We start from the raw sequence: 20636 nt of genomic DNA on the forward strand, positions 1-20636 counted from the left end.
CCTAGCGTTTATTTCGGTTCATTTACCTGTAACTCACTTTTTTTCGAAATATAATAGTAAACCATACCGACAAACACACTTCCACCAATGATGTTTCCAAGTGTAACAGGAATCATATTCGCTGCATAGCCTGCAAGGGAAATCGCTTCAACACCAGGATTATGAAGAAGAGCTAAGTGAAATAATCCCATATTGGCAATGCTATGCTCATAACCAGATGCGAAGAATGCAAAGATAATAATAAAAACAACAAACAATTTCGCCATCTCGTTCTTTAACCGCATCGGTGTCCAAATCGCTAAGCAGACAAGCCAGTTACAAAAGATGCCTCTAAAAAATAACTCCATTGTGTCAGTCGTCATTTTTTTCTCCGTCACTTGTAACAGATAATGATCTTCTGTTATACCAGCAAAAATGCCGGTCATATAAATGAGTCCTGCTATAAAGAAGGCACCTAATAAATTCCCGCCATATGTCCAAATCCAGTTCGTTAACGTATCTTTAATTGATGTTTTTTTCTGCAGTGTGGATACTGTATAGTACAGCACGCTACCTGTAAATAAATCAGATCCAGCATAAATAACGAGCAATAGTGCTACACCAAAGGCTAGTCCCATTACAAGTGGTGTGAAGGCTGGAAAGCTTTGTACAATCGGATCACCGATGATGTATACAAGTACAACAGCAATCGCAACGTAGCCACCTGCAAGCATGGCAGATAATAGAAACGCAAGCTTACTATTTGCAAGCAGTGCCTTTTTCTTAATCGCTAACGTAATCAGTTCATTTAATGTTTCTTTGTAAATCGTTCTCCCCTACTTTCTCTAAGTTGACCATTCTTAATTGTAGCTTATGAATATCCTTAATGAGAACGATTATATGACAATTTTCGCAAACCATTAAATGGAAAACTCCTACCACATACTGAAGTAAGCGATAGGAGCACCTGTAAAAGGTTACTTATTAAATTGTTTTGCTAAATTCGCCATTTCAATGGCCGCCGTTGCAGCCTCCCATCCTTTATTTCCAGCTTTTGTACCTGCTCGCTCAACTGCTTGCTCAATTGTATCTGTTGTTAATACACCAAAAATAACAGGAATACCACTTGTCATATTTAAGTTTGATACGCCCTTTGCCGTTTCTCCACATACATAATCAAAGTGAGGGGTTGAGCCTCGTATCACTGTTCCTAATGTCACGATCGCATCGTATTTGCCCGAGTCTGCCATTTGTTTTGCTGCAAAAGAGATCTCAAATGCCCCTGGCACCCAAGCAACATCCACATTACGCTCCTCTGCTCCGTGACGGACAAACGCATCTTGTGCACCACTTAAAAGTTTACTCGTTATAAAATCGTTAAATCGCCCAACAACAATCCCAATCTTCAAATCCGTTGCAACTAAATGTCCTTCATAAACAGTTCCCATATTTATTTCCTCCTAAAGGTGCAGCATGTGCCCTAACTTATCTTTTTTTGTTTTTAAATAACGCTCGTTTTCTGCAAATCCTTCAAGTTGAAGTGGCACGCGCTCCACAACCTTTAAGTCGTACCCTTCCAGTCCTGCAATTTTACGCGGGTTATTTGTTAGAATTTTCATTTCTTTAACCCCTAAATCTTTAAGAATCTGAGCACCAACGCCATAATCTCTTAAATCTGCAGGAAATCCTAATTTTTCATTTGCCTCAACTGTATCGAAACCTTTTTCTTGAAGCTCATATGCTTTTAACTTGTTGATTAAACCAATTCCTCTTCCTTCTTGCTTCATATAAAGCAATATTCCGCTACCGGCCTCCTCAATCTGCTTCAAAGCAGCGTGGAGCTGAGGCCCACAGTCACATCGCTTCGAGCCAAACACATCACCTGTTAAACATTCAGAATGCACACGCACAAGAACCGGTTCTCCTTCTTCAATTGTCCCTTTCACAAGTGCGACACTTTCTTTATCATCTAAAGTATTCGTGTAGCCAATTGCTCGAAAATCCCCAAATTCCGTTGGTAATTGAATCTCCGCTTCACGATGAATGACCGATTCTGTTTTACGGCGATACGCAATTAAATCTTTAATCGTCACCATTGGTAAATCATGTTCATTTGCGATCTCACGTAATTCCGGTACCCGTGCCATTGTCCCGTCTTCATTCATAATTTCGCAAATAACACCTACAGGATCCGCCCCACATAATGTGGCGAAGTCAATTGCCGCCTCCGTATGCCCGGTTCGTCTTAAAACACCGCCATCTTTTGCTACAAGTGGAAAAATATGTCCAGGACGTTTAAAATCACTTGCTACCGCATCTTTAGAGACTAGTCCTTGAACCGTGTCTGCACGCTCTTGAGCAGAAATTCCAGTTGTCGTGTTCATATGGTCAATGCTTACAGTAAAGGCTGTTTCATGAGAATCTGTATTGTGTGTCACCATCTGATTAAGCTGAAGGCTTTGTGCTTTTTCTTTGGTAATTGGTGTACAAATAAGGCCTCTTCCATGAGTAGCCATGAAATTAATTGTCTGTGCCGTCGTTTTTTCTCCCAGGGCTAAGAAGTCACCTTCATTTTCACGATCTTCGTCATCACAAACAATAATCATTCCTCCTGCCTTTAAAGCAGCAAGCGCATTTTCTATTGAGTCAAACACGGAGCCATCCCCTCTCTACAAATACCCGTTTTCTTGTAAGACTTCTGTTAAATTTCCTTTTGGTGTCGACGTATCGTTAGCTGTTAATAATCGTTCAACATACTTTCCGATGACATCACATTCAATGTTCACTTCATCACCGACTTGTTTGCTACCGATAATCGTCTCATCTAGCGTGTGTGGAATAATGGAAATGGTTAATTGATTATCTTTAACTGAAAATACCGTTAGGCTAATGCCGTCTACAGCAACAGAGCCTTTTTGAACAATGTACTTTGTTCGTTCAGGCTGTACCCGAATATCAAAATAAACGGCGTTTTCAACACGTCGTCTCGAAACAATGGTTCCCTTCCCGTCAACGTGGCCGGAAACAATATGACCACCGAACCGTGACATCGGCGACATCGCCCGTTCTAAATTCACAGCAGAATGTGTCTTTAACTGGTTTAATGTCGTTGCTTGAAAGGTCTCTGGCATAACATCAACAGAAAAAGTGTGATCCGTAAATGCTGTAACCGTTAAGCAAACGCCGTTAACAGCTATACTATCCCCTAACGCAACATCAGATAGAACCTTATTCCCTCTGACGACAATTTGCATCGCTTGATCCTGTTTTTTTATTTCTGTTACCGTACCTTTTTCCTCAATAATTCCCGTAAACATCTTAGCCCTCCTACATACAAAAAACCCCTGAAGCGTTCTTCAGGGGTTCATTAAATAACATCATGCCTTTACGCATTAGAAAAAACCATACGCAAATAAACATCACATTCCTCATGTTTTACAATAAACTTCTCCCATCCAGACTTTCACTGTCGGCTCTGGAGTTACACCAGATCCACCGTATTTGCATACGGGTCACGGACTAAAAGGCTAAGCCTTATCACCGCCGGTAGGGAATTCCACCCTGCCCCGAAGTTAAGATATTAAGTTAGTGTTGTTACAATTGTTCGTCACGGTCGCATAAACGTTGATTTTTCAACTGTTTCCGCGATTTTTTCTTTCGTTTCAGAGTGTATCTTTCTGTCATAGACTTCCGTTTTTATTAGATTTCCCTGCCAAAACCCTACCAGTTTTGATCATTCAGACCAGGAACAAGAATGTTCGAACTTGTCATGATAATAGCATCGTCAATTTAAAATTGCAAGACATATGCCTCTAGTAAACTGTGTAAATCAGGACATTCTTTACTCTTTTCTCGCTTTTATTGCTTTTCTTGAAGAAATACGTCAAAATAAAGAAGTAAACGATTTCATTCATGCGAGGTGAGCACAGAAAAATGACTGAACATATCGTGTTTTCTAAAACCGAGAATGGTGTTGGCATTGTTACGCTTTCAAGAGAAAAAGCATTGCACTCCTTAACATTTGAGATGGTTGCTTCATTATTCGAGCAGCTAAAACAATGGGATCAAGATGAGGCGGTAAAACTAGTACTATTAGAAAGTACTGGAGAAAAAGCGTTCTGTGCTGGAGGAGATATTAAAGCACTTTATCAAGCAAAAGAAGATAAAAAGGCATTTGATCAAGCAAATGAATTTTTTAAACTGGAGTATGAACTCGATCTGTTCATTTCTACCTATACCAAGCCAATCGTTGTTCTTATGGACGGTATTGTTATGGGCGGTGGCGTTGGTTTGTCTTATGGGGCGAGTCACCGCATTGTAACCGAACGAACAAAATGGGCGATGCCTGAAGTAAATATAAGTTTCTTCCCCGATGTCGGTGCATGCTACTTCCTGAGCCAAACACCTGATTATACAGGTCGTTACGCTGCCTTAACAGGATCAATTTTAACTGGCTCTGATGCCATTTCAATTGGTTGTGCCGATTATTATATTGACAGCGAAGCACTTACAGCCTGTAAACAAGAGATGATCAACCATCAATGGCTTGACTATGAAGAAATGAGCCAACAAACGGTTCATTTATTTTTACAATCCTTCATAAAGGAACCACCACAAAGTAAATTAATGACGTTGAACGACAAAATCCTTAAACATTTCTCCTACAAAACGATTGAAGACATTTTAAACTCTTTACGTGAGGATGCAAGTGAGTTTGCCCAAGCTACATATAAACACCTTCATGCAAAATCACCCATCTCATTAAAAGTAACACTTGCTCATCTTAAACAATCAAAATCATCTTCATTGGAAGAAACATATGAAACAGACAAAACGCTGGCGAAACACTTTCTCCAGTGCAATGACTTTTACGAAGGTGTTTATTCCGTATTAATTGACAAGTCTCACGTTCCAAATTATAAGTACCGGACAGTTGATGAAGTCCCAGATGAGCTTGCGCTTTCGTTTTTTCGCGAACATTAAGTGTGACGATAAACAAACCGGTAAGCATGAGCTTACCGGTTTTTGTCTATTGTCGTCGCTCCATTTAGCCTTCAAAATACTCTTTATAGAATCCAGCCATTCTTCCCGTGTTATCAATAACAAAATAAAACTCATCAGTTTCATTTTTCAATTCATATTGTTTCCCTACAGTTAGCACTTCATTGACCACATACTTTTTGGCGTCAGTATGAACACAAGTTAGCGTGCGAAGCGTTGGTGTCTCCGTCCATGTATGGTGAATCATTTAAAACATTCCTCCTTTATCGCTTTTATTGTACAAGAAAGAAGGCTAGCATGCTAGCCTTCTTCATATTACCCTTCTAACAGCAATTGTTCTGGATCTTCAATTAGATCTTTTATTTTCACTAAGAAACTAACCGCTTCTTTGCCATCTACGATTCTATGATCATATGAAAGGGCTAAGTACATCATTGGACGATTTTCAAAACGCTCGTTGTCAATTGCAACTGGACGCATCTGAATCTTGTGCATACCTAGAATCCCAACTTGTGGAGCATTTAAAATTGGCGTTGACCAAAGTGATCCAAACACGCCACCATTGGTAATCGTAAATGTGCCACCTTGCATGTCATTCAGTTGAAGCTTGTTATCACGCGCTTTTTTACCTAATTCCCCAATACCACTCTCAATGCCTGCGAATCCAAGACGATCTGCATCTCTCAATACTGGAACGACTAGTCCAGTATCCGTTGATACCGCGATACCGATATCGTAGTATTTTTTAATTAAAAGCTCATCGCCTTGAATTTCTGCATTTAATAGCGGAAATTCTTTTAATGCGCCAACAACCGCTTTTGTAAAGAAGCTCATAAATCCAAGCTTCACACCATTTTTATCTAGAAAAGCATCTTTACGACGTTTACGTAAGTCCATAACAGCTGACATATCCACTTCATTAAACGTCGTTAACATCGCTGACGTTTGTTGAACTTCTACTAAGCGTTTAGCAATCGTCTGACGTCTACGTGACATTTTCTCGCGCTCAGTTGGCTTTGTTGGATCCTCTGATTGCGCTGGTGCAGAAGCTGCTTTTTGTGAAGACCCGCTAGACGCTTTTGCTGGCTTCTCTTGATACGCTTCTACATCTTGGCGACGAATTTTTCCAGTTGGATCTGTCGGCGTTATCGAATCGAGAGAGATTCCCTTTTCACGGGCTAATTTACGAGCCGCAGGTGAAGCAAGCGGACGATTCGTTGATTGTGTCTCTTCCTGCTCAGCTGGCTTTTCTGCCGATTTTGGCTCCTCTTGTTTTTTTGGAGCTTGTTCAGCAGATGTTGATTCTGAGCTTTCTGATGAAGACCCACCAGCTTGACCACTCTCATCAATAACGGCAATGACTTCTCCAATTTCAACAGTATCACCTGGCTCACGCTTAAATTCCTTGATTACACCTGATGTTTCTACTGGAATTTCTGCATTTACTTTATCTGTTTCAAGCTCTGCAATAAATTCTCCTTGTTCAACATAATCGCCGACTTGCTTTAACCACTGCGAAATCGTTCCTTCTGTAATTGATTCACCTAGCTCTGGTACTTTTACGTCAGTCAATGTAAAATGCCTCCTTAATTTTTGCGCGTCACGGATTCAGTGATAATACGTTTTTGTTCAACTTTATGTGCATTCGATACACCTTCTGCTGGACTAGAACGGAATGTTCGGCCGATGTAGCTTAATGGAACATCTTTCGGTAAAATTTCTAGAATTCGTGGTTCCATAAAGGACCACGCTCCCATATTTTTCGGTTCTTCTTGAACCCATTTTACTTCTTCTAAATGAGGAAACTCTTTTAATCGTTCACGAATGGCACGACGTGGAAACGGATAAAGTTCTTCTACACGGATAATGTGTAGCCAGCTCCAGTCTTCATCATGTTTTTTAATATGGTCTTGTAATTCAATCGCTAGCTTCCCACTCGTCAACACGATGCGCTTAACTGCCTCAGGATCTTTTCCTAACAGTGGATCTTCTAGAATCGGTTGGAATTCACCGTTTGTAAAAGTCTCTGTTGTTGAAGCAATTGCTTGGTTACGCAGCAAACTTTTTGGCGTCATAATAATTAATGGACGAACCGTATTTTTTTGCAAAATCTTTGCTTGACGACGTAGAATATGGAAATACTGCGCTGCAGATGTGCAGTTTGCAATTGTCCAGTTGTTTTCAGCAGCTGAGTTTAAGAAACGTTCGACACGTCCACTTGAGTGCTCAGGACCTGCGCCTTCATATCCGTGTGGTAAAAGAATCACTAAACCGGATTTTTGCCCCCATTTTGCACGACCTGCTGATACCCACTGGTCAAATATAACTTGTGCACCGTTCACGAAATCACCGAACTGCGCCTCCCACAAGACTAACGTTTCTTTTGAGAACACATTATAACCGTATTCAAAACCTACACAAGCTTGTTCAGATAACGGGCTATTGTAAACCGCAAACGAAGCATTTGCATCATCAAATGACTGTAGCGGTGTATACGTCTCGTTGCTTTCGCGATCGTGTAAAACAAGATGACGATGAGCAAAGGTTCCACGCTCTGTATCTTGCCCGCTTAAACGAATTGGTGTGCCATCATGAATAATTGATGCAAACGCAAGCACTTCTGCTAAGCCCCAATCTACACTTCCATCACCATCAAACGCATTCGCTCTACGTTGAAGAATTTTCTTAAGTTTTTCATTTGGGTTAAAATGTTCTGGCCAGTCAAGCATTTGCTCGTTATATGACTGCAGTTTTTCTTTTTCAATGCTTGTTTTCACTTTAGGTAAGCCGTCCACAATGAAATCAGGTGGGCTTAACTCGTATTTTCTTTCTGATTTATCTGCGTTTACTTTGTTATACTCTTCTAGCAGAAAATCGTACATGTCTGTATCAAGCTTCTTCGCTTCATCTGCGCTCACAACTTGCTCTTGCTGTAATTGATCCGCATAAAGGGCTCTAGCTGTAGGGTGCTTCCGAATGATCGTGTAAAGATCTGGCTGCGTAACAGCAGGCTCATCTCCTTCATTGTGACCAAAGCGACGATAGCCAATTAAATCAACCAGAAAATCTTTTTTAAATTGACGTCTGTATTCAACCGCAAACTGAATTGCTTTTACACACGCTTCAGGATCGTCAGCATTCACATGAACGATCGGAATTTCGAATCCCTTCGCAGGATCACTTGCGTATGTAGTAGAACGAGAGTCATAAGTTTCCGTTGTATAACCAATATTGTTGTTGGCAATAATATGAAGAGAACCACCAACTTGATAGCCATTTAAGCGACTTAAGTTCAATGTTTCTGTTACAATTCCTTGCCCTGGAAAAGCAGCATCTCCATGAATCAAAATGGAGTAAGCTCTGCTAGCATCTTGCACTGGCTCGCCACTCTTGCTTCGATCCTCTTGAGCTGCACGTGCATACCCTTCTACAATCGGCGAAACGAATTCTAAATGACTAGGGTTATTCGCTAATGACACGATCGTTTCAGAACGCTCATCATCAACAATTTGACGATCCGCACCTAAGTGATACTTCACATCTCCTGTCCACCCAGAATACGTCTCCCCTAATCCTTCTGAAGGTGCAATTAATTTATGTGGCGCTTGCAAGAATTCTGCAAAAATCGCTCTAAACGGCTTTCCTAATGTATGAGCAAGCACATTTAATCGACCACGATGCGCCATACCAATCATAACATGATCCGTTTTTTCTTCTCGCACTTCGTTTATGGCCATATCTAACATTGGCACAAGTGTATCTACACCTTCAATCGAAAAACGCTTTTGACCGACAAAAGTACGGTGGATGAATTTCTCAAATCCTTCCACAGATGTTAAACGCTCAAGTAAACCTCTTTTTTCGTCAGACGATAAAGACTTCGCGAATGTCTCCGACTCCACTTTTTCTCTTAACCATTTTCGTTCATCTTCATCCTGCACATGACCAAATTCAAATGCCATCGTATTTGAGTACACATTACGTAAATGTTCAATGGCTTGTAGACCATTTTTTACATGGGAAGGTGCTTGTGGACAAATATAATCCACAGGAACATGCTTAAGCTGCTCCTCTGTTACATTAAAACGATCATAACTAATAAGGTCATCATTTTTATGACTTTTCCATATTGGTTGAATGTCAGATGCTAAGTGACCTTTGGCTCGAATAAAATCCGCCAGCTTCACGGCACCCACAACTGTGTTTATCATGTCCGAGTCAATCTCATTACTTCCACTGCCTACAGATGAATGAACGGTTTCATCTAAAGAAGGTGGCCCCCATTTTTCAAAATGTGCTCGTGTTTCTTCATCAACGGAGTTTGGGTCTTCCGCATATTGCTCATACAGCTCTATTACAACGCCAATGTTCGGACCATAGAATCCTTGCCATGGCTTTTCCGGGCTGTTTTCCTTGCTGGACATGTGTGATAGACCTCCTAAGACAATAGTTTGCATCAAATCGCGCAAACGTCTATTTTCAAGCGCTTACAGAAATATAGTACCATTTCCTACTGGTATACTCAAAAAATTCGCTTTCGCGTCTTTTGTCATCCAATAAAAACGGTCACCTAAATTTTAGCGCTTTTGCGCAATAAAATCTAGCCTTTTTAACGATGATTCTCGCAATTTCGCCAAAAAGCGCTTTCTTTTTTTACTTTGTTTGGAACGAAAATTCGTTGAATAGATGTTTTTGCTACTGATATGGCAACACGGTGGGACTCGTTCGACCATATTTCTATATTGCGTTCTTTTGATCTTAAAAAGCATTTCGGAATATGGTAGCTCTCCGACTATCATCCAGTACAATTGTGCTAGTTAAATTTTGACAACGTTTACGTACACAAGAAAGACGCAAAGGCAACATAGCCATGCTGGTGTCGCCAATGCATTTGTATTGATCGAGTTTGTCGCCAGTGGAAGGTAGCGAATACGATTAACCCGTTCGTTTCCATTGTCGCTGAATAGATCACATGGATTTGTCCATTCTAAGAAAGAGGTGATCAACATGTATGAATTTGAATTGGAATCAATCCATAGCCGTATTCCTTGTTACCTTGTCGCTGACGAGGTGTCCAACCGATTTGCTGTTCGCACATTTGATACGAGCGGTGAAGTATTTCAAAACCTTGACCAACTTCTACAGTGGGTCGAACAAGAATGGCATGCCAACGACTTTGTGAGCCATAATGATTTTAATACGATGATAAACCAACTTAAGTCATCCGCTTTAAGCGAATAAGATACCATCCACCTTCTTTAATTAACGCACGTTCTTCCACTACTTTTAGATTGGCTTGTTTAGCTAAATACTGGATTTCTTTTTTCGTGGGCAGTGCATTCATATCTTTATGTGCGGTCATAAAACTATTAAATGCACTAGCAAAACGTCTTCCATGCTTGCCATCTGCTAAAGGCGTTATAATCATTAATTCTCCCTTTCGTTTAAGAACATCCGCTGCTTTTTTTATTAACGCAATTCGTTCCACAAGCGTAAAATAATATAAAATGTTATTCATCATGACCGTTTCATATGGCTGTTGAAATGGCATATCTTTAAAGTCACCTTGCTCAATGGTGACATTGTTATAGCCATTTCCATCATTTGCACGTTGGCACACGTCTTGATCAATTTCAATTCCATGAAACTGAATCGATGGGAATTGTTCAGCTAATTTTTTGATGTACCCTCCTAAACCACACCCTACATCAAGAACGCGTTTACTTTTCTGTTTGTTTAACCTGCTTGCCACTTTGGGGAGTGTTACCGCTTCTAACAAGGTTGATGTTTCGGCCACCATATTCGCCACTGGCGTTTTTTCATGGTCGCCTTTTGGCAACTCATGTTTATACGTGAGTAATGTCGGTATATGGAGCTCAAACATTTCTTCTAGCAAGATGCCGACAGAACGTTTGCTATTTTTCGTGAGGTACATCACCATTTGTCTACTGCTTTTTACCTTATTACGCCGCTTTTCTTTAAGATGACCAACGGTTAAACCAACGTCAACCCATCGTTTTAACAGCACTTCGTCTAACTGATATTTAGAAGCAACCTCTTCAACTGTCGCCGGTTTTTTAAAATAGCTAAATAAATTCAAGCTATAGCCCAAGTGAGCATGCCACGTCATTAGAAAAGGTTCTGTTTGTTTCATCCATTTTCTCGCATGCCACATTTTTCTTAAATCGTTTACAGCCATTCCCTTCACCTCATCTGTTGTTTCCACGGATAATCTTGATTTTCACCGTACGTATGCTGTTGCATTTGTTGCTGAAGACTGTCTGTATCGCTTTGTTTCATAAGCGCTACACTATCTTTAACGGAAAATGGCCAAGAACCTAAACCTGAAATATTAAAAATATATTTTGTCAAAAGACGCTCATTATTTAAAAGTTGTTTCAATGCAAGTGTTCGGCTTTTTTGCCAAGCTTTGCCTTCTTTCTCGTACACCAATCCACCTACATGTGATAAATTCATGATCGTCTTTACTCTTTTTCGATGCACGCGCTCATAATAGTCGAGCCAATTCTCTTCGTGCTGCCGTCCAGCTTGATAGACATCTTTTAACAGCTCTCCTAAAACATCTGCACCTTGAATAGCCAAATTCATCCCTTCCCCAGCCATCGGATGCACGCTGTGAGCAGCATCTCCAATTAACGCATAGCGACCTTTGACATATTGATCGGCATGTTGACGAATTGGGACCATGAGCTGGATATCCTTCCAGTCTGTAATAGCTTGCACATAGCCATCTAGTTTCGGACAGAGGGATGTATAATGCTCGTAAAAATGAGTTAACGACCCTTTACGCCACTCTTTAAATTCTCCTTTACGTATTAAATAAACAGTTCGCACACGATTTTCTGGTAAAGGAAACAAGCCTAAAAAGCGATCTTTTGTCGCAAGAAGTTGTCCATCCTTCATTTCAGGAGGAGCTGGGAACGATACAGTTAAAAAATCATGCTGATACAAACGACGCTTTGCTGAAACATTCATGTGTTCACGCACTCTTGATGTAATGCCTTCAGCTCCAATGATGTATGTGGCTTCAACGTCAATCAATGTTTTCTTCTGCTTTATTCTCGCTCGATTTTCTGAAATCATTTCTTCAAAACGAGCGGGCTGAAGAATTGTAAAAGCTGGGTAGGATTTTGCTTCGTTTAACAATAGTTGTTTGATTTCACTATGAGGTAACATAGCCGCATAGTTATAAGGAGAAGGCAACTGCTCATAGCTCATAGAAGATCGAAACATAGGTGAAAGCGCCTTATTTAATTCTGTGGTATTGATCGTTGAAAATGGGTTCCATTTTTCCGAAAATGTTTCATAGATACCTAAGCGCTCTAATAACTGAATGGTTTTTGGCTGAATTAACTCTCCTTTATAAACATGCCCAAGATGCGGGCTTTTTTCTACGACAATCACTTCAATTCCATGCTGGACTAATTTTAATGCCAATGTGAGACCCGCGACCCCTCCACCAACAATTAATACATCTGTTTTCATGAACCCACCTCTTTTACTGTCTTCCTCATTCCCTTAATTTCTCAAAACCAAACGATAGACATTGTTACAGTTCTCCCACTCGTGGTAAGATGGACAAGAACTTTCCAGTGGAAGAGGTTAGACGATGAAAAAATGGCTCTATTCCTTTATAATTTTGTTTGTAGTCCTTATTGGGGTAGCGGTTCTATTGTTTGAACAAAATGATCGTTTTCGACAAGGGTTATACACAGCAATGATTGCTGAAGACCAAATTCCTGAAAGCTATATTCCGGTTTATCAAGAAGCCGGACAAACGTATGAGATTCCATGGGAACTTCTTGCATCGGTCCACCGTGTTGAAACCATTTTTTCTACTATGGACCCGATGGAAAGTCCAGTCGGTGCACTCGGTCACTTTCAGTTTATGCCGCGAACATGGATTGGATGGACTTATCCAGGTGTGGACGATATTGGTAATGTAGATGATCACGTTGATATTACAGATGTTGCGTTAATTGAAGAGCACAACGGCTATGGAACAGACGCCACTGGCAATGGAGAGGCAGATCCATTTGATTTGCACGATTCAGCCCACGCAGCTGCTCGCTTTTTATCGGAACATGGGGCAATAGATGGCGAATATGAAGAGGCGCTTTTCTCTTACAATCGAAGCGATGCATATGTTGAAGAAGTCATGCATTATTTTGAAACGTTTAAAGAAAGTTTCGAACCCATCGAATTAAATGGCAATCAAGAATCACATGAAGCAAATTAAAAAGGTTGTCCTCTCTGTCTTAGCAGAAAGGACAACCTTTTTTATTGAATCATAACCGGTTCTTCTTCAACAAATTCAATTGGCGATGAAGGAACGTAACTTGCTGGTTTTTCTCTAGAAGTGGTTGAATCTGTTTCTTCTTCACAAGCACTTAAAAACAGAAGCGTACCTATTAAAGGGATCCATAACAAATACAGTCTGCTTTTACTTTTTTTGTTCATCAATACTTGGCTCCACAGTAATTGTGACGTTTCCATGTAACGCTTTTGAAATCATACATGATTGTTCTGCTGCGTACGCAAGCTTTAATGCCTGAGCTCGATCATGTTCGTTGACGATTGTTAACACCGGTCTATGAATGATTTCCTTAAACGTAAACACTTGTTTGCTTACGTCAACTTTTGCTTCTGAAGAAAGTGTTAATGAAGCTTTCTCAATTTGGGCACGCTCCAACATTGCCGCATAGGTAATGACAAAGCATGTCGCCGCCGCTCCGAGCAACATTTCATCAGGATTTGTCCCTTCTCCAGGTCCATTCATTTCTTTCGGAATTGAAATAGTCGATTGAAGAGAACCTGTTTTAATTTCACCAGTACTGTTCCGTCCACCATTCCATGTGCATTCAAGAAAAAACTGATGCAGCATATTTACACATCCTAACATGCGGTACGTTCTCTCCATAGCATAGCACGCACATGATGAAATAAACAATTGATAATCTTTATACTTATAAAGCTTCGACCTTAACGGAAACCGTAATCGTATTCCCACTTCCTTTATATGTTCCTTTTAGTGGCGAAACATCTAAATAGTCTCGACCACATGCTACACGGATATGATGGTTTAACACCCGTTCCCCATTTGTAGGATCAAACCCTACCCAACCATATCCAGGTACATAACCTTCTACCCACGCATGACTTTCATCCGTGTCCAAAACAGACTCTCGGTCAGACGAGTATACATATCCACTAACATACCGTGCTGGTATACCTAATGCTCGCAGAAAGCCAATCATCATGTGAGCTTTATCTTGGCAAACACCACTTTTTAAATCAAACGATTGCTCTGCACTCGTATTCACATTCGTGCTGCTTTTATTGTAATCAATCTGCCCGTATACCCAGGCTAACGTTTCGTTTACAATTGTGAAGACATCATTTGTCACATTGATCGCGTTCGTCATCGTTTTCACTTGATCCGAACGCAGTTGCGTCAAATAAGATTGTTGTAAAAATGGACTCACACTCAATCGTAGCGACTCGTCCAGCGGTAAAAAAGAGTTTTCAGGAATTTCGTTCCCCTCGTTAAATTTGCTTTTGTTCACAGTGACAATTGATTCCGCACGCACCGTTAGAGATTGATGTGGTTCCGACACATAAAATTCGGTAACGCTATTGTCCCAAATATCTTGATAATGGGTTTGACGAAACACTGGATCGATAAATAAATGAAACGAGTTTAGCTGCTGCCCTTCGTCTTCCTTAGGTTTAAGCCTTGCATAATTATGACTTGCGCTTGATAGAGATTGATAATGAAACAAACTTATATGATTAACTCGAAATATCACTAACGGATACCTACCTTTTCTACTAACTCACTTGCAGCTTTTCATAATGACGATTAAACGTATGAATGCAAGAAGATAACTCCATTTCCATATCCTCAAGTTCTTTTAAACCATCTGTAATATCTTTAATTTGTTGAGTCAGAAAATATGAATAGCTTGTTCCGTTATCCTTATCAATTCGTTTAATCGATATAAGTAATTTTTCAACACAATAAAGAATCGAGCAAGGAAAGTTCGACTTGTTTAATATAAACTCAATGACATAGGAAGGATTCATAATTGGCTGATGTTCACGAAGATATGCAGCCGAACCATTCACAAATTGTAACGCCTGCGTCATGTAATACCCTGCTAACTCTGGATGATCCTTAGATTTTTTGCAAAGAGCCAGCAAAATTCGCACGGTAAAATCCGCGCGTTCAATCCACTTACCAATTTTAATCATTCGATAATCATTTCCCCGTGTGACCGTTGACTCAATAATGCCTTGAGCGGATAAAGAAGTCATTTTCACTTGGTGCAACAGATGTTGAATGTCAGGAGCTGAAATATTGAGGTGTTTTTTTTCATTCATTAATAGATGAAAGCCATTGATAATCATCCAAAAATCATCACTTAAATGATCTCGCGTTGTGCGCGCATTTTCACGGGCAATTCGTACGCAGTTGTAGATCGAATTTGGGTTTTTTTCTGAAAAAAGAAGGAAATTTGTTACATCAGCTACATTTAGCTGATCTCTCTCTGCAACAAGGCGTGCATCTTCTTCAGATGCCGAAATCGATACAATGGTTTCAAGTTCGCTTTTAATCATCTCTTCTTGATTAGACGTTTCTAAGACGGTTGTTAGTTCAGTAGCAAGCAACCCAGCAATTTTTTCCGATCGTTCTATATTTCTAGACATCCAGTATAAGGAATCAGCCGTTCTTGTTAACATTGAAAACGCCTCCTAAGATTTTAAAACCCACGTGTCTTTTCCACCGCCACCTTGAGATGAGTTAACGACGAGCGAGCCTTTTTTTAACGCAACTCGAGAAAGCCCTCCAGGTATTACATGGGTTTTCTTACCATTAATAACGAATACGCGTAAATCAATATGTGCAGGGTAAAATTCCTTTTGCTGAAAAACTGGCGCCCGCGATAATTGAATGGTTGGTTGTGCAATATATTGAGAGGGTGTTGCACGTATTTTCGCTTTAAATTGTTCTTTTTCATCCTCTGATGCATGTGGACCAATTAACATGTCGTAGCCACCTGAAGCACCTACATTTTTAATTACAAGCTCTGACAGGTGTTTAAGTACCCAGTCTCTTTGGGAATCGTCATCTAGTAGATACGTATCCACGTTCGGAATAATCGGTTCTTCGCCTAAGTAGTAAGAAATCAATTTGGGTACGTATGCATACATTGCTTTATTATCAGCTAACCCGTTCCCAATCCCGTTAAGAATCGCTACATTTCCTTCTTTATAAACATCAATTAATCCTGGCACACCTAGCATTGACTCTTTTAAAAAGACAGTTGGATCTAAATATTCATCATCCGTTCTTCGATAAATAACGTCTACCTTTTTTAGTCCATAAATTGTTCGCATGTACACATGTTGATCTTCTACAAGTAAATCCGGTGCCTCTACTAAATCTATGCCCATTTGTTGAGCTAAAAAGACATGATCATAGTAAGCTGAATTATACACTCCTGGTGTTAAAAGGACGGCAACCGCTTTGCCCTCTTTTTTTCGCGGTGAATAGTCTAAGAGTGCGTCACGTAAATGATTTAGCTGATCTTCGAGGGTATATAAGTGGTAATTTTCGAAAAATTCAGGGTAGACTTGACGCATAACAAATCGGTTTTGATAGACATAAGACAATCCAGAAGGATTTCTTAAGTTATCTTCGAGCACGCGATACGTCCCATATTGATCGCGTATTAAATCAATTCCAGCTAAAAAAATACGCTGTTTTAACGGCACCTCTGTTTTGTGTAACGTGTTTAAAAAAGTTAGATTATCGGTTAACAATGAAGAAGGTACAATGTTATCTTTTATAATTCTCTGGTCATTAAATAAATCTTCCAAAAATAGATTAAGTGCTTCAACACGTTGCTTCATGCCTTTTTCAATCGTTTCCCATTCATCATTTGGCATGATAATAGGAATGAAGTCAAACGGCATCGTTCGTTCTGTTCCTTCAGTATCTTTATAAACAGTAAATGTAATTCCCTGCCTGAGAAATGAAGCCTGTGCTTGCTCGCTCTTTTCTTGAAGTTGTTCCAAATCAAAGTCTGCAAGAATGTTGTGAAAGTCTTTATAATGTTTTTTTACAGCTCCGCTCTCCCCAAACATTTCATCGAAATAGTTTGTTTCATTGTTGTACTCGAGCTTAGTCAATGCATATACTCCTCCACTACACTTTTTTTATTTCTAGTTTCTTATTCCTTATAACAAAGAAAATAAAACCTTTTTTTGTAAAAAAGTAAAGATCCTTCTTATTTATGTCGATAAGTGTATAAAAAGCTTGTAAATAAATGAAGGTTCAGATACGAACTGGTTTGAAAACGGTCATTTAGGACGGCAAACATTTTATTCGGCACGGTTTAGGCTTAAGCTATGATTCTATTTTCACGAATGATAATAGCAATATCGTTTGTAACATTCGTCTTATTAAATGGCTACAACTCCTAGGGAACAGTACGTGTCCGAAAGACAATGGAGCGTTTTTTTTGTGGAATGGCTGAGTCAATACTTGTGGGAAGCGTTCGACATTTTAAACCAATCATACGTCTTTTTCGCATCAATTTGAAGATATGATATTGACTCACTCAAAAGAAAAAATGCGTTCTTTATAAGCGAAAAATATTTTTAGAAATTTTCTTGTATATAGGTTTAAAGATTAAGAAATCGGGAAGAAGGATATATAGTAAAATTGCTTAAAGCGAGGGATAAACATGCTACAACAATTAAATGATCAACTGTTAATAGAGGCTTGTGAACGTGCCGAAGAAAAGAAACTCAACCATGACTTTGTAGAGTTGTTAAGAGATGAATTAGAGCGTAGAGGTTTGGGAGTCTCTAGCTAATGTGAAAATAATTTCTTTTTCTTTTCCGGATAATTCACGGTTTAATTTTTCTTTGAATTCAACAACTAGAATTTTATACGCTTGATCTGTATCTAACTTCATCATCATCACGTCCTTCTATCCATTCAATCGACAACTACAGACAATATTCCCAATTATTCTACATTTAAACTTTTTTCTATATTAGGACTGATAAAGTCCTTTTTATTTTTATTCTTTCGCTCCGCGTGCGTTATTTGAACCTTACCTTGTATAGTATTCTATCTTAATAAGTGATTCAAAGATGAAAGCCTCCCTTTTAAACCGGTTTCCGCCTCGTGCTCAGGTTACCTTCCCCACCATTTCAACAATAAAATAAATTGCACGCAAGACGAAAAAAGCCTTCAACAATGGAAGGCTTTTTGCTAGTAAAACTTGCGTGCATGAATTCACTCCACGCTACAATCTTATTAACGATTTGTGATGGTCTCTGGGTTCATGTCGTGATTCATTAAACGATAGTTCGCCATTTCTTCAAACTTCGTCCCTGCTTTCCCATAATTACAGTAAGGATCAATGGAAATGCCCCCTCTTGGAGTGAATTTCCCCCAAACCTCAATGTATCGTGGATCCATCAATTTAATTAAGTCATTCATAATTGTATTTACGGAATCTTCGTGGAAGTCGCCGTGATTACGAAAACTAAATAGATAAAGTTTTAGCGATTTGCTTTCAACCATTTTCACATCTGGTATATAACTTATATAGATCGTAGCGAAATCTGGCTGATGCGTTTTTGGACACAATGTCGTAAATTCAGGACAGTTAAACTTCACCATATAGTCTCGGTTTGGATGCTGATTATCGAAGGTTTCTAATACATCTGGATGATATGTGAATGAGTACGCTGTCCCTTGATTACCGAGAAGCGTCACATCATTTAATGTTTCTTCGTTTCTTCCTGCCATCTGTTCTTCCTCCTATACGCCTCGTTTATTTCCCCATAAAAATGTGTGAAGTTGGGGTAAGACACGCACATGCTTCATATCTTGATCTTGCATCGTCCAATCAATGAGTTGTTCGTATTGTTGCAATAATGTTTGTAAAAGTTCTTGATCATCTAGTAAATGGGGATCTTCATTTCCAACTTGCAAATAAAAATCATACTGAGGAAATTGGGCGTGAACGTGCTTAGCATACGTATAGTCTTCGCGATTAAACACAACCACTTTCAAACTCACTTGACGTGTATGTAAGTTTGCTAAGTGTTTTTCAAGCTGTTGCCAATTTGTCTCCATGCCGGAACTAGGCGGTTTAGGGCTAATCGTTACCGCATCAATCTCTTTTAACCAGTCTTGCCAAATCGACCCTTGGGTTTCGACGGCTGTTTGAATACCACGGCTCTTTAAAAGAGAAACGAGATCACCTAACCCTTTATGCAGAGCTGGATTCCCTCCTGAAATGGTCACATGACCAAAGGCATTAGGGGCAAGACTTTCTAACCGATCCAAAATTTGTTCTGGTGTTAATGCTTCGCTCTTACCTGTCCCGTCCCATGTAAAAGCAGAGTCACACCATGAACAACGGTAATCACAACCCCCGGTCCGCACAAACATTGTTTTTTGACCAATGACCGCACCTTCTCCTTGAATGGTTGGACCAAACACTTCTAGTACAGGAATAAGCTTACTCATGAGACGCTCTTTTCGGTCGGTACACAACATAGCTTGTTGGTGTTTCACGAACAAATACTTGTATGCATGTTGGACGATTTTCTAGTTGTTGTAATTTCAATTCAATGAGTTCATAAATCGTTTTGGCCACATATTCAGTTGATGGTGGCGTATCTTGAAAATGACGATCATTATTCAATAATTGATGATCAAATCGGTCATGAATCGTCTCTTTTAATTGTTTAAAGTCAACGAGAAAACCAGCTTCGTCTAATTGATCTCCTGCGATGGTTACGTTTATCATGTACGTATGTCCATGGACGTGCTGGCACTTCCCTGCATCTTTATGATTAATGAAATGTGCAGCGGCCACGTGCATATCTTTATTTAATTCAAATATATAGGAATGCGGTGTACTAGGATAAATTTGTTGAATCATACGTGCGCCTCCTTATTTTGTAAATAAGACTCGAGACCACGGCGTCTTAATTTACAAGAAGGACATGCGCCACACCCGTCACCTACTATCCCTTCATAACAGGTCAGCGTCTGGTTACGTACATACGCTAGCTTCCCTAATTGATCAGCAAGTGCCCACGTTTCTTCTTTATTGAGCCACATTAAGGGCGTATGAATGACAAACTGATCATCCATGGCAAGATTCAAGGTCACATTGAGTGATTTAATGAACATATCACGACAATCTGGATAGCCACTAAAATCTGTTTCGCAAACACCTGTAATAATATGTTTTGCACTTAGTTCTTTTGCAACAATCGCTGCAAAGGAAAGGAAAAGATGATTTCGACCAGGAACAAATGTGTTCGGTAACGCTCCATCTTCTCCTTCTTCAATGCTCATTTCTGGATTCGTTAAGGCATTAGCATTCAACTGTGAGAGTAATTGCAAATCAATGACTCTTGCCTGAACACCCGCATCAGCTGCAATCGCTTTGGCAACATCAATTTCTTTTTTATGGCGCTGACCATAGTCAAAGATTAGTACTGAAACGTCGCTAAACTGTTCGAGTGCCCAAAAAAGACACGTCGTACTATCTTGTCCACCACTAAAAACAACAATCGCTTTTTCATTTTTCATG

Annotated in this window: 23 protein-coding genes and 1 riboswitch; of the genes, 4 read left to right on the forward strand and 19 right to left on the reverse strand. The window is 39.7% G+C overall.

The features are described from left to right. Window positions 1-8: 8 nt before the first annotated feature. From ABC361_RS10890 to ribE, 4 genes are all read right to left on the reverse strand, one after another. Window positions 9-806: a formate/nitrite transporter family protein gene (locus ABC361_RS10890; protein ID WP_413075757.1), complete on the reverse strand. Its 798-nt coding sequence runs from the start codon at window positions 804-806 to the stop codon at window positions 9-11. Between the two features lie 150 nt (window positions 807-956). Next, entirely contained in the window at window positions 957-1427 is a 471-nt protein-coding gene (gene ribH / locus ABC361_RS10895) for a 6,7-dimethyl-8-ribityllumazine synthase (protein WP_413074009.1), read from the reverse strand. A gap of 12 nt (window positions 1428-1439) precedes the next feature. Beyond that, the gene (locus ABC361_RS10900; protein ID WP_413074010.1) at window positions 1440-2633 is read right to left on the reverse strand and encodes a bifunctional 3,4-dihydroxy-2-butanone-4-phosphate synthase/GTP cyclohydrolase II; all 1194 of its coding nucleotides are present in this window, start codon (window positions 2631-2633) and stop codon (window positions 1440-1442) included. A 15-nt stretch (window positions 2634-2648) separates the two neighbouring features. Continuing rightward, entirely contained in the window at window positions 2649-3296 is a 648-nt protein-coding gene (gene ribE / locus ABC361_RS10905; RefSeq protein WP_413074011.1) for a riboflavin synthase, read from the reverse strand. 122 nt (window positions 3297-3418) lie between these two features. Next, a riboswitch (FMN riboswitch) is annotated at window positions 3419-3557 on the reverse strand. 355 nt (window positions 3558-3912) lie between these two features. Here ribE and ABC361_RS10910 point away from each other — a divergent pair. Further along, window positions 3913-4962, forward strand: a complete 1050-nt coding sequence (locus tag ABC361_RS10910) for an enoyl-CoA hydratase/isomerase family protein (protein ID WP_413074012.1) — start codon at window positions 3913-3915, stop codon at window positions 4960-4962. A 64-nt stretch (window positions 4963-5026) separates the two neighbouring features. On the opposite strand, the gene ABC361_RS10915 is transcribed toward ABC361_RS10910, so the two are convergent. The 3 genes from ABC361_RS10915 to ABC361_RS10925 all read right to left on the reverse strand — a co-directional run bounded on the left by ABC361_RS10915 (window position 5027) and on the right by ABC361_RS10925 (window position 9404). Further along, window positions 5027-5227, reverse strand: coding sequence for a DUF6501 family protein (locus ABC361_RS10915; RefSeq protein WP_413074013.1), 201 nt, complete (start codon window positions 5225-5227; stop codon window positions 5027-5029). Between the two features lie 68 nt (window positions 5228-5295). Further along, the gene (gene odhB / locus ABC361_RS10920) at window positions 5296-6552 is read right to left on the reverse strand and encodes a 2-oxoglutarate dehydrogenase complex dihydrolipoyllysine-residue succinyltransferase (protein WP_413074014.1); all 1257 of its coding nucleotides are present in this window, start codon (window positions 6550-6552) and stop codon (window positions 5296-5298) included. Between the two features lie 14 nt (window positions 6553-6566). Next, on the reverse strand, window positions 6567-9404 hold the full coding sequence (locus ABC361_RS10925) for a 2-oxoglutarate dehydrogenase E1 component (protein WP_413074015.1): 2838 nt from the start codon (window positions 9402-9404) through the stop codon (window positions 6567-6569). Between the two features lie 583 nt (window positions 9405-9987). Between ABC361_RS10925 and ABC361_RS10930 the strand changes: the two genes are divergently transcribed. After that, window positions 9988-10221, forward strand: coding sequence for a hypothetical protein (locus ABC361_RS10930; protein ID WP_413074016.1), 234 nt, complete (start codon window positions 9988-9990; stop codon window positions 10219-10221). On the opposite strand, the gene ABC361_RS10935 is transcribed toward ABC361_RS10930, so the two are convergent. Further along, on the reverse strand, window positions 10196-11179 hold the full coding sequence (locus ABC361_RS10935) for a class I SAM-dependent methyltransferase (RefSeq protein WP_413074017.1): 984 nt from the start codon (window positions 11177-11179) through the stop codon (window positions 10196-10198). The two genes, ABC361_RS10930 and ABC361_RS10935, sit on opposite strands and share 26 nt — an antisense overlap. A 5-nt stretch (window positions 11180-11184) precedes the next feature. Then, complete coding sequence (locus ABC361_RS10940) at window positions 11185-12486, reverse strand: FAD-dependent oxidoreductase (protein ID WP_413074018.1); 1302 nt, start codon at window positions 12484-12486, stop codon at window positions 11185-11187. A 124-nt stretch (window positions 12487-12610) separates the two neighbouring features. On the opposite strand from ABC361_RS10940, the gene ABC361_RS10945 reads away from it, so the two are divergent. Next, window positions 12611-13240, forward strand: a complete 630-nt coding sequence (locus tag ABC361_RS10945) for a lytic transglycosylase domain-containing protein (protein ID WP_413074019.1) — start codon at window positions 12611-12613, stop codon at window positions 13238-13240. 41 nt (window positions 13241-13281) lie between these two features. Here ABC361_RS10945 and ABC361_RS10950 read toward each other — a convergent pair whose 3' ends face one another. The 5 genes from ABC361_RS10950 to ABC361_RS10970 form a co-directional block, all read right to left on the reverse strand. Then, window positions 13282-13461: a hypothetical protein gene (locus ABC361_RS10950; RefSeq protein WP_413074020.1), complete on the reverse strand. Its 180-nt coding sequence runs from the start codon at window positions 13459-13461 to the stop codon at window positions 13282-13284. Then, complete coding sequence (locus tag ABC361_RS10955) at window positions 13445-13885, reverse strand: SACOL1771 family peroxiredoxin (RefSeq protein WP_413074021.1); 441 nt, start codon at window positions 13883-13885, stop codon at window positions 13445-13447. Before ABC361_RS10955 ends, ABC361_RS10950 begins: the two co-directional genes overlap by 17 nt. 82 nt (window positions 13886-13967) lie before the next feature. Continuing rightward, entirely contained in the window at window positions 13968-14810 is an 843-nt protein-coding gene (locus ABC361_RS10960) for a transglutaminase family protein (RefSeq protein ID WP_413074022.1), read from the reverse strand. A 22-nt stretch (window positions 14811-14832) separates the two neighbouring features. Beyond that, window positions 14833-15744, reverse strand: a complete 912-nt coding sequence (locus ABC361_RS10965; protein ID WP_413074023.1) for an alpha-E domain-containing protein — start codon at window positions 15742-15744, stop codon at window positions 14833-14835. A gap of 12 nt (window positions 15745-15756) precedes the next feature. Then, window positions 15757-17151: a circularly permuted type 2 ATP-grasp protein gene (locus tag ABC361_RS10970; protein WP_413075758.1), complete on the reverse strand. Its 1395-nt coding sequence runs from the start codon at window positions 17149-17151 to the stop codon at window positions 15757-15759. A gap of 602 nt (window positions 17152-17753) precedes the next feature. Here ABC361_RS10970 and sda point away from each other — a divergent pair. After that, a complete protein-coding gene (gene sda / locus ABC361_RS10975; RefSeq protein WP_413074024.1) occupies window positions 17754-17885 on the forward strand; it encodes a sporulation histidine kinase inhibitor Sda in 132 nt (43 codons plus the stop codon). On the opposite strand, the gene ABC361_RS10980 is transcribed toward sda, so the two are convergent. The 5 genes from ABC361_RS10980 to queC form a co-directional block, all read right to left on the reverse strand. After that, window positions 17853-17990, reverse strand: a complete 138-nt coding sequence (locus ABC361_RS10980; RefSeq protein ID WP_413075823.1) for a hypothetical protein — start codon at window positions 17988-17990, stop codon at window positions 17853-17855. The genes sda and ABC361_RS10980 overlap by 33 nt on opposite strands. Before the next feature lie 344 nt (window positions 17991-18334). Beyond that, window positions 18335-18832, reverse strand: coding sequence for a preQ(1) synthase (gene queF / locus ABC361_RS10985; protein WP_099300940.1), 498 nt, complete (start codon window positions 18830-18832; stop codon window positions 18335-18337). A 12-nt stretch (window positions 18833-18844) separates the two neighbouring features. Next, entirely contained in the window at window positions 18845-19558 is a 714-nt protein-coding gene (gene queE, locus ABC361_RS10990; protein ID WP_413074025.1) for a 7-carboxy-7-deazaguanine synthase QueE, read from the reverse strand. Beyond that, window positions 19551-19976: a 6-carboxytetrahydropterin synthase QueD gene (gene queD / locus ABC361_RS10995; RefSeq protein ID WP_413074026.1), complete on the reverse strand. Its 426-nt coding sequence runs from the start codon at window positions 19974-19976 to the stop codon at window positions 19551-19553. The genes queE and queD overlap by 8 nt, the downstream gene beginning before the upstream one ends. Continuing rightward, window positions 19973-20635: a 7-cyano-7-deazaguanine synthase QueC gene (gene queC / locus ABC361_RS11000; protein ID WP_413074027.1), complete on the reverse strand. Its 663-nt coding sequence runs from the start codon at window positions 20633-20635 to the stop codon at window positions 19973-19975. Before queC ends, queD begins: the two co-directional genes overlap by 4 nt. Between the last annotated feature and the right edge of the window lies 1 nt (window position 20636).

The sequence above is a fragment of the Shouchella phoenicis genome (assembly GCF_047238345.1).
Lineage (GTDB): Bacteria > Bacillota > Bacilli > Bacillales > Bacillaceae_D > Shouchella.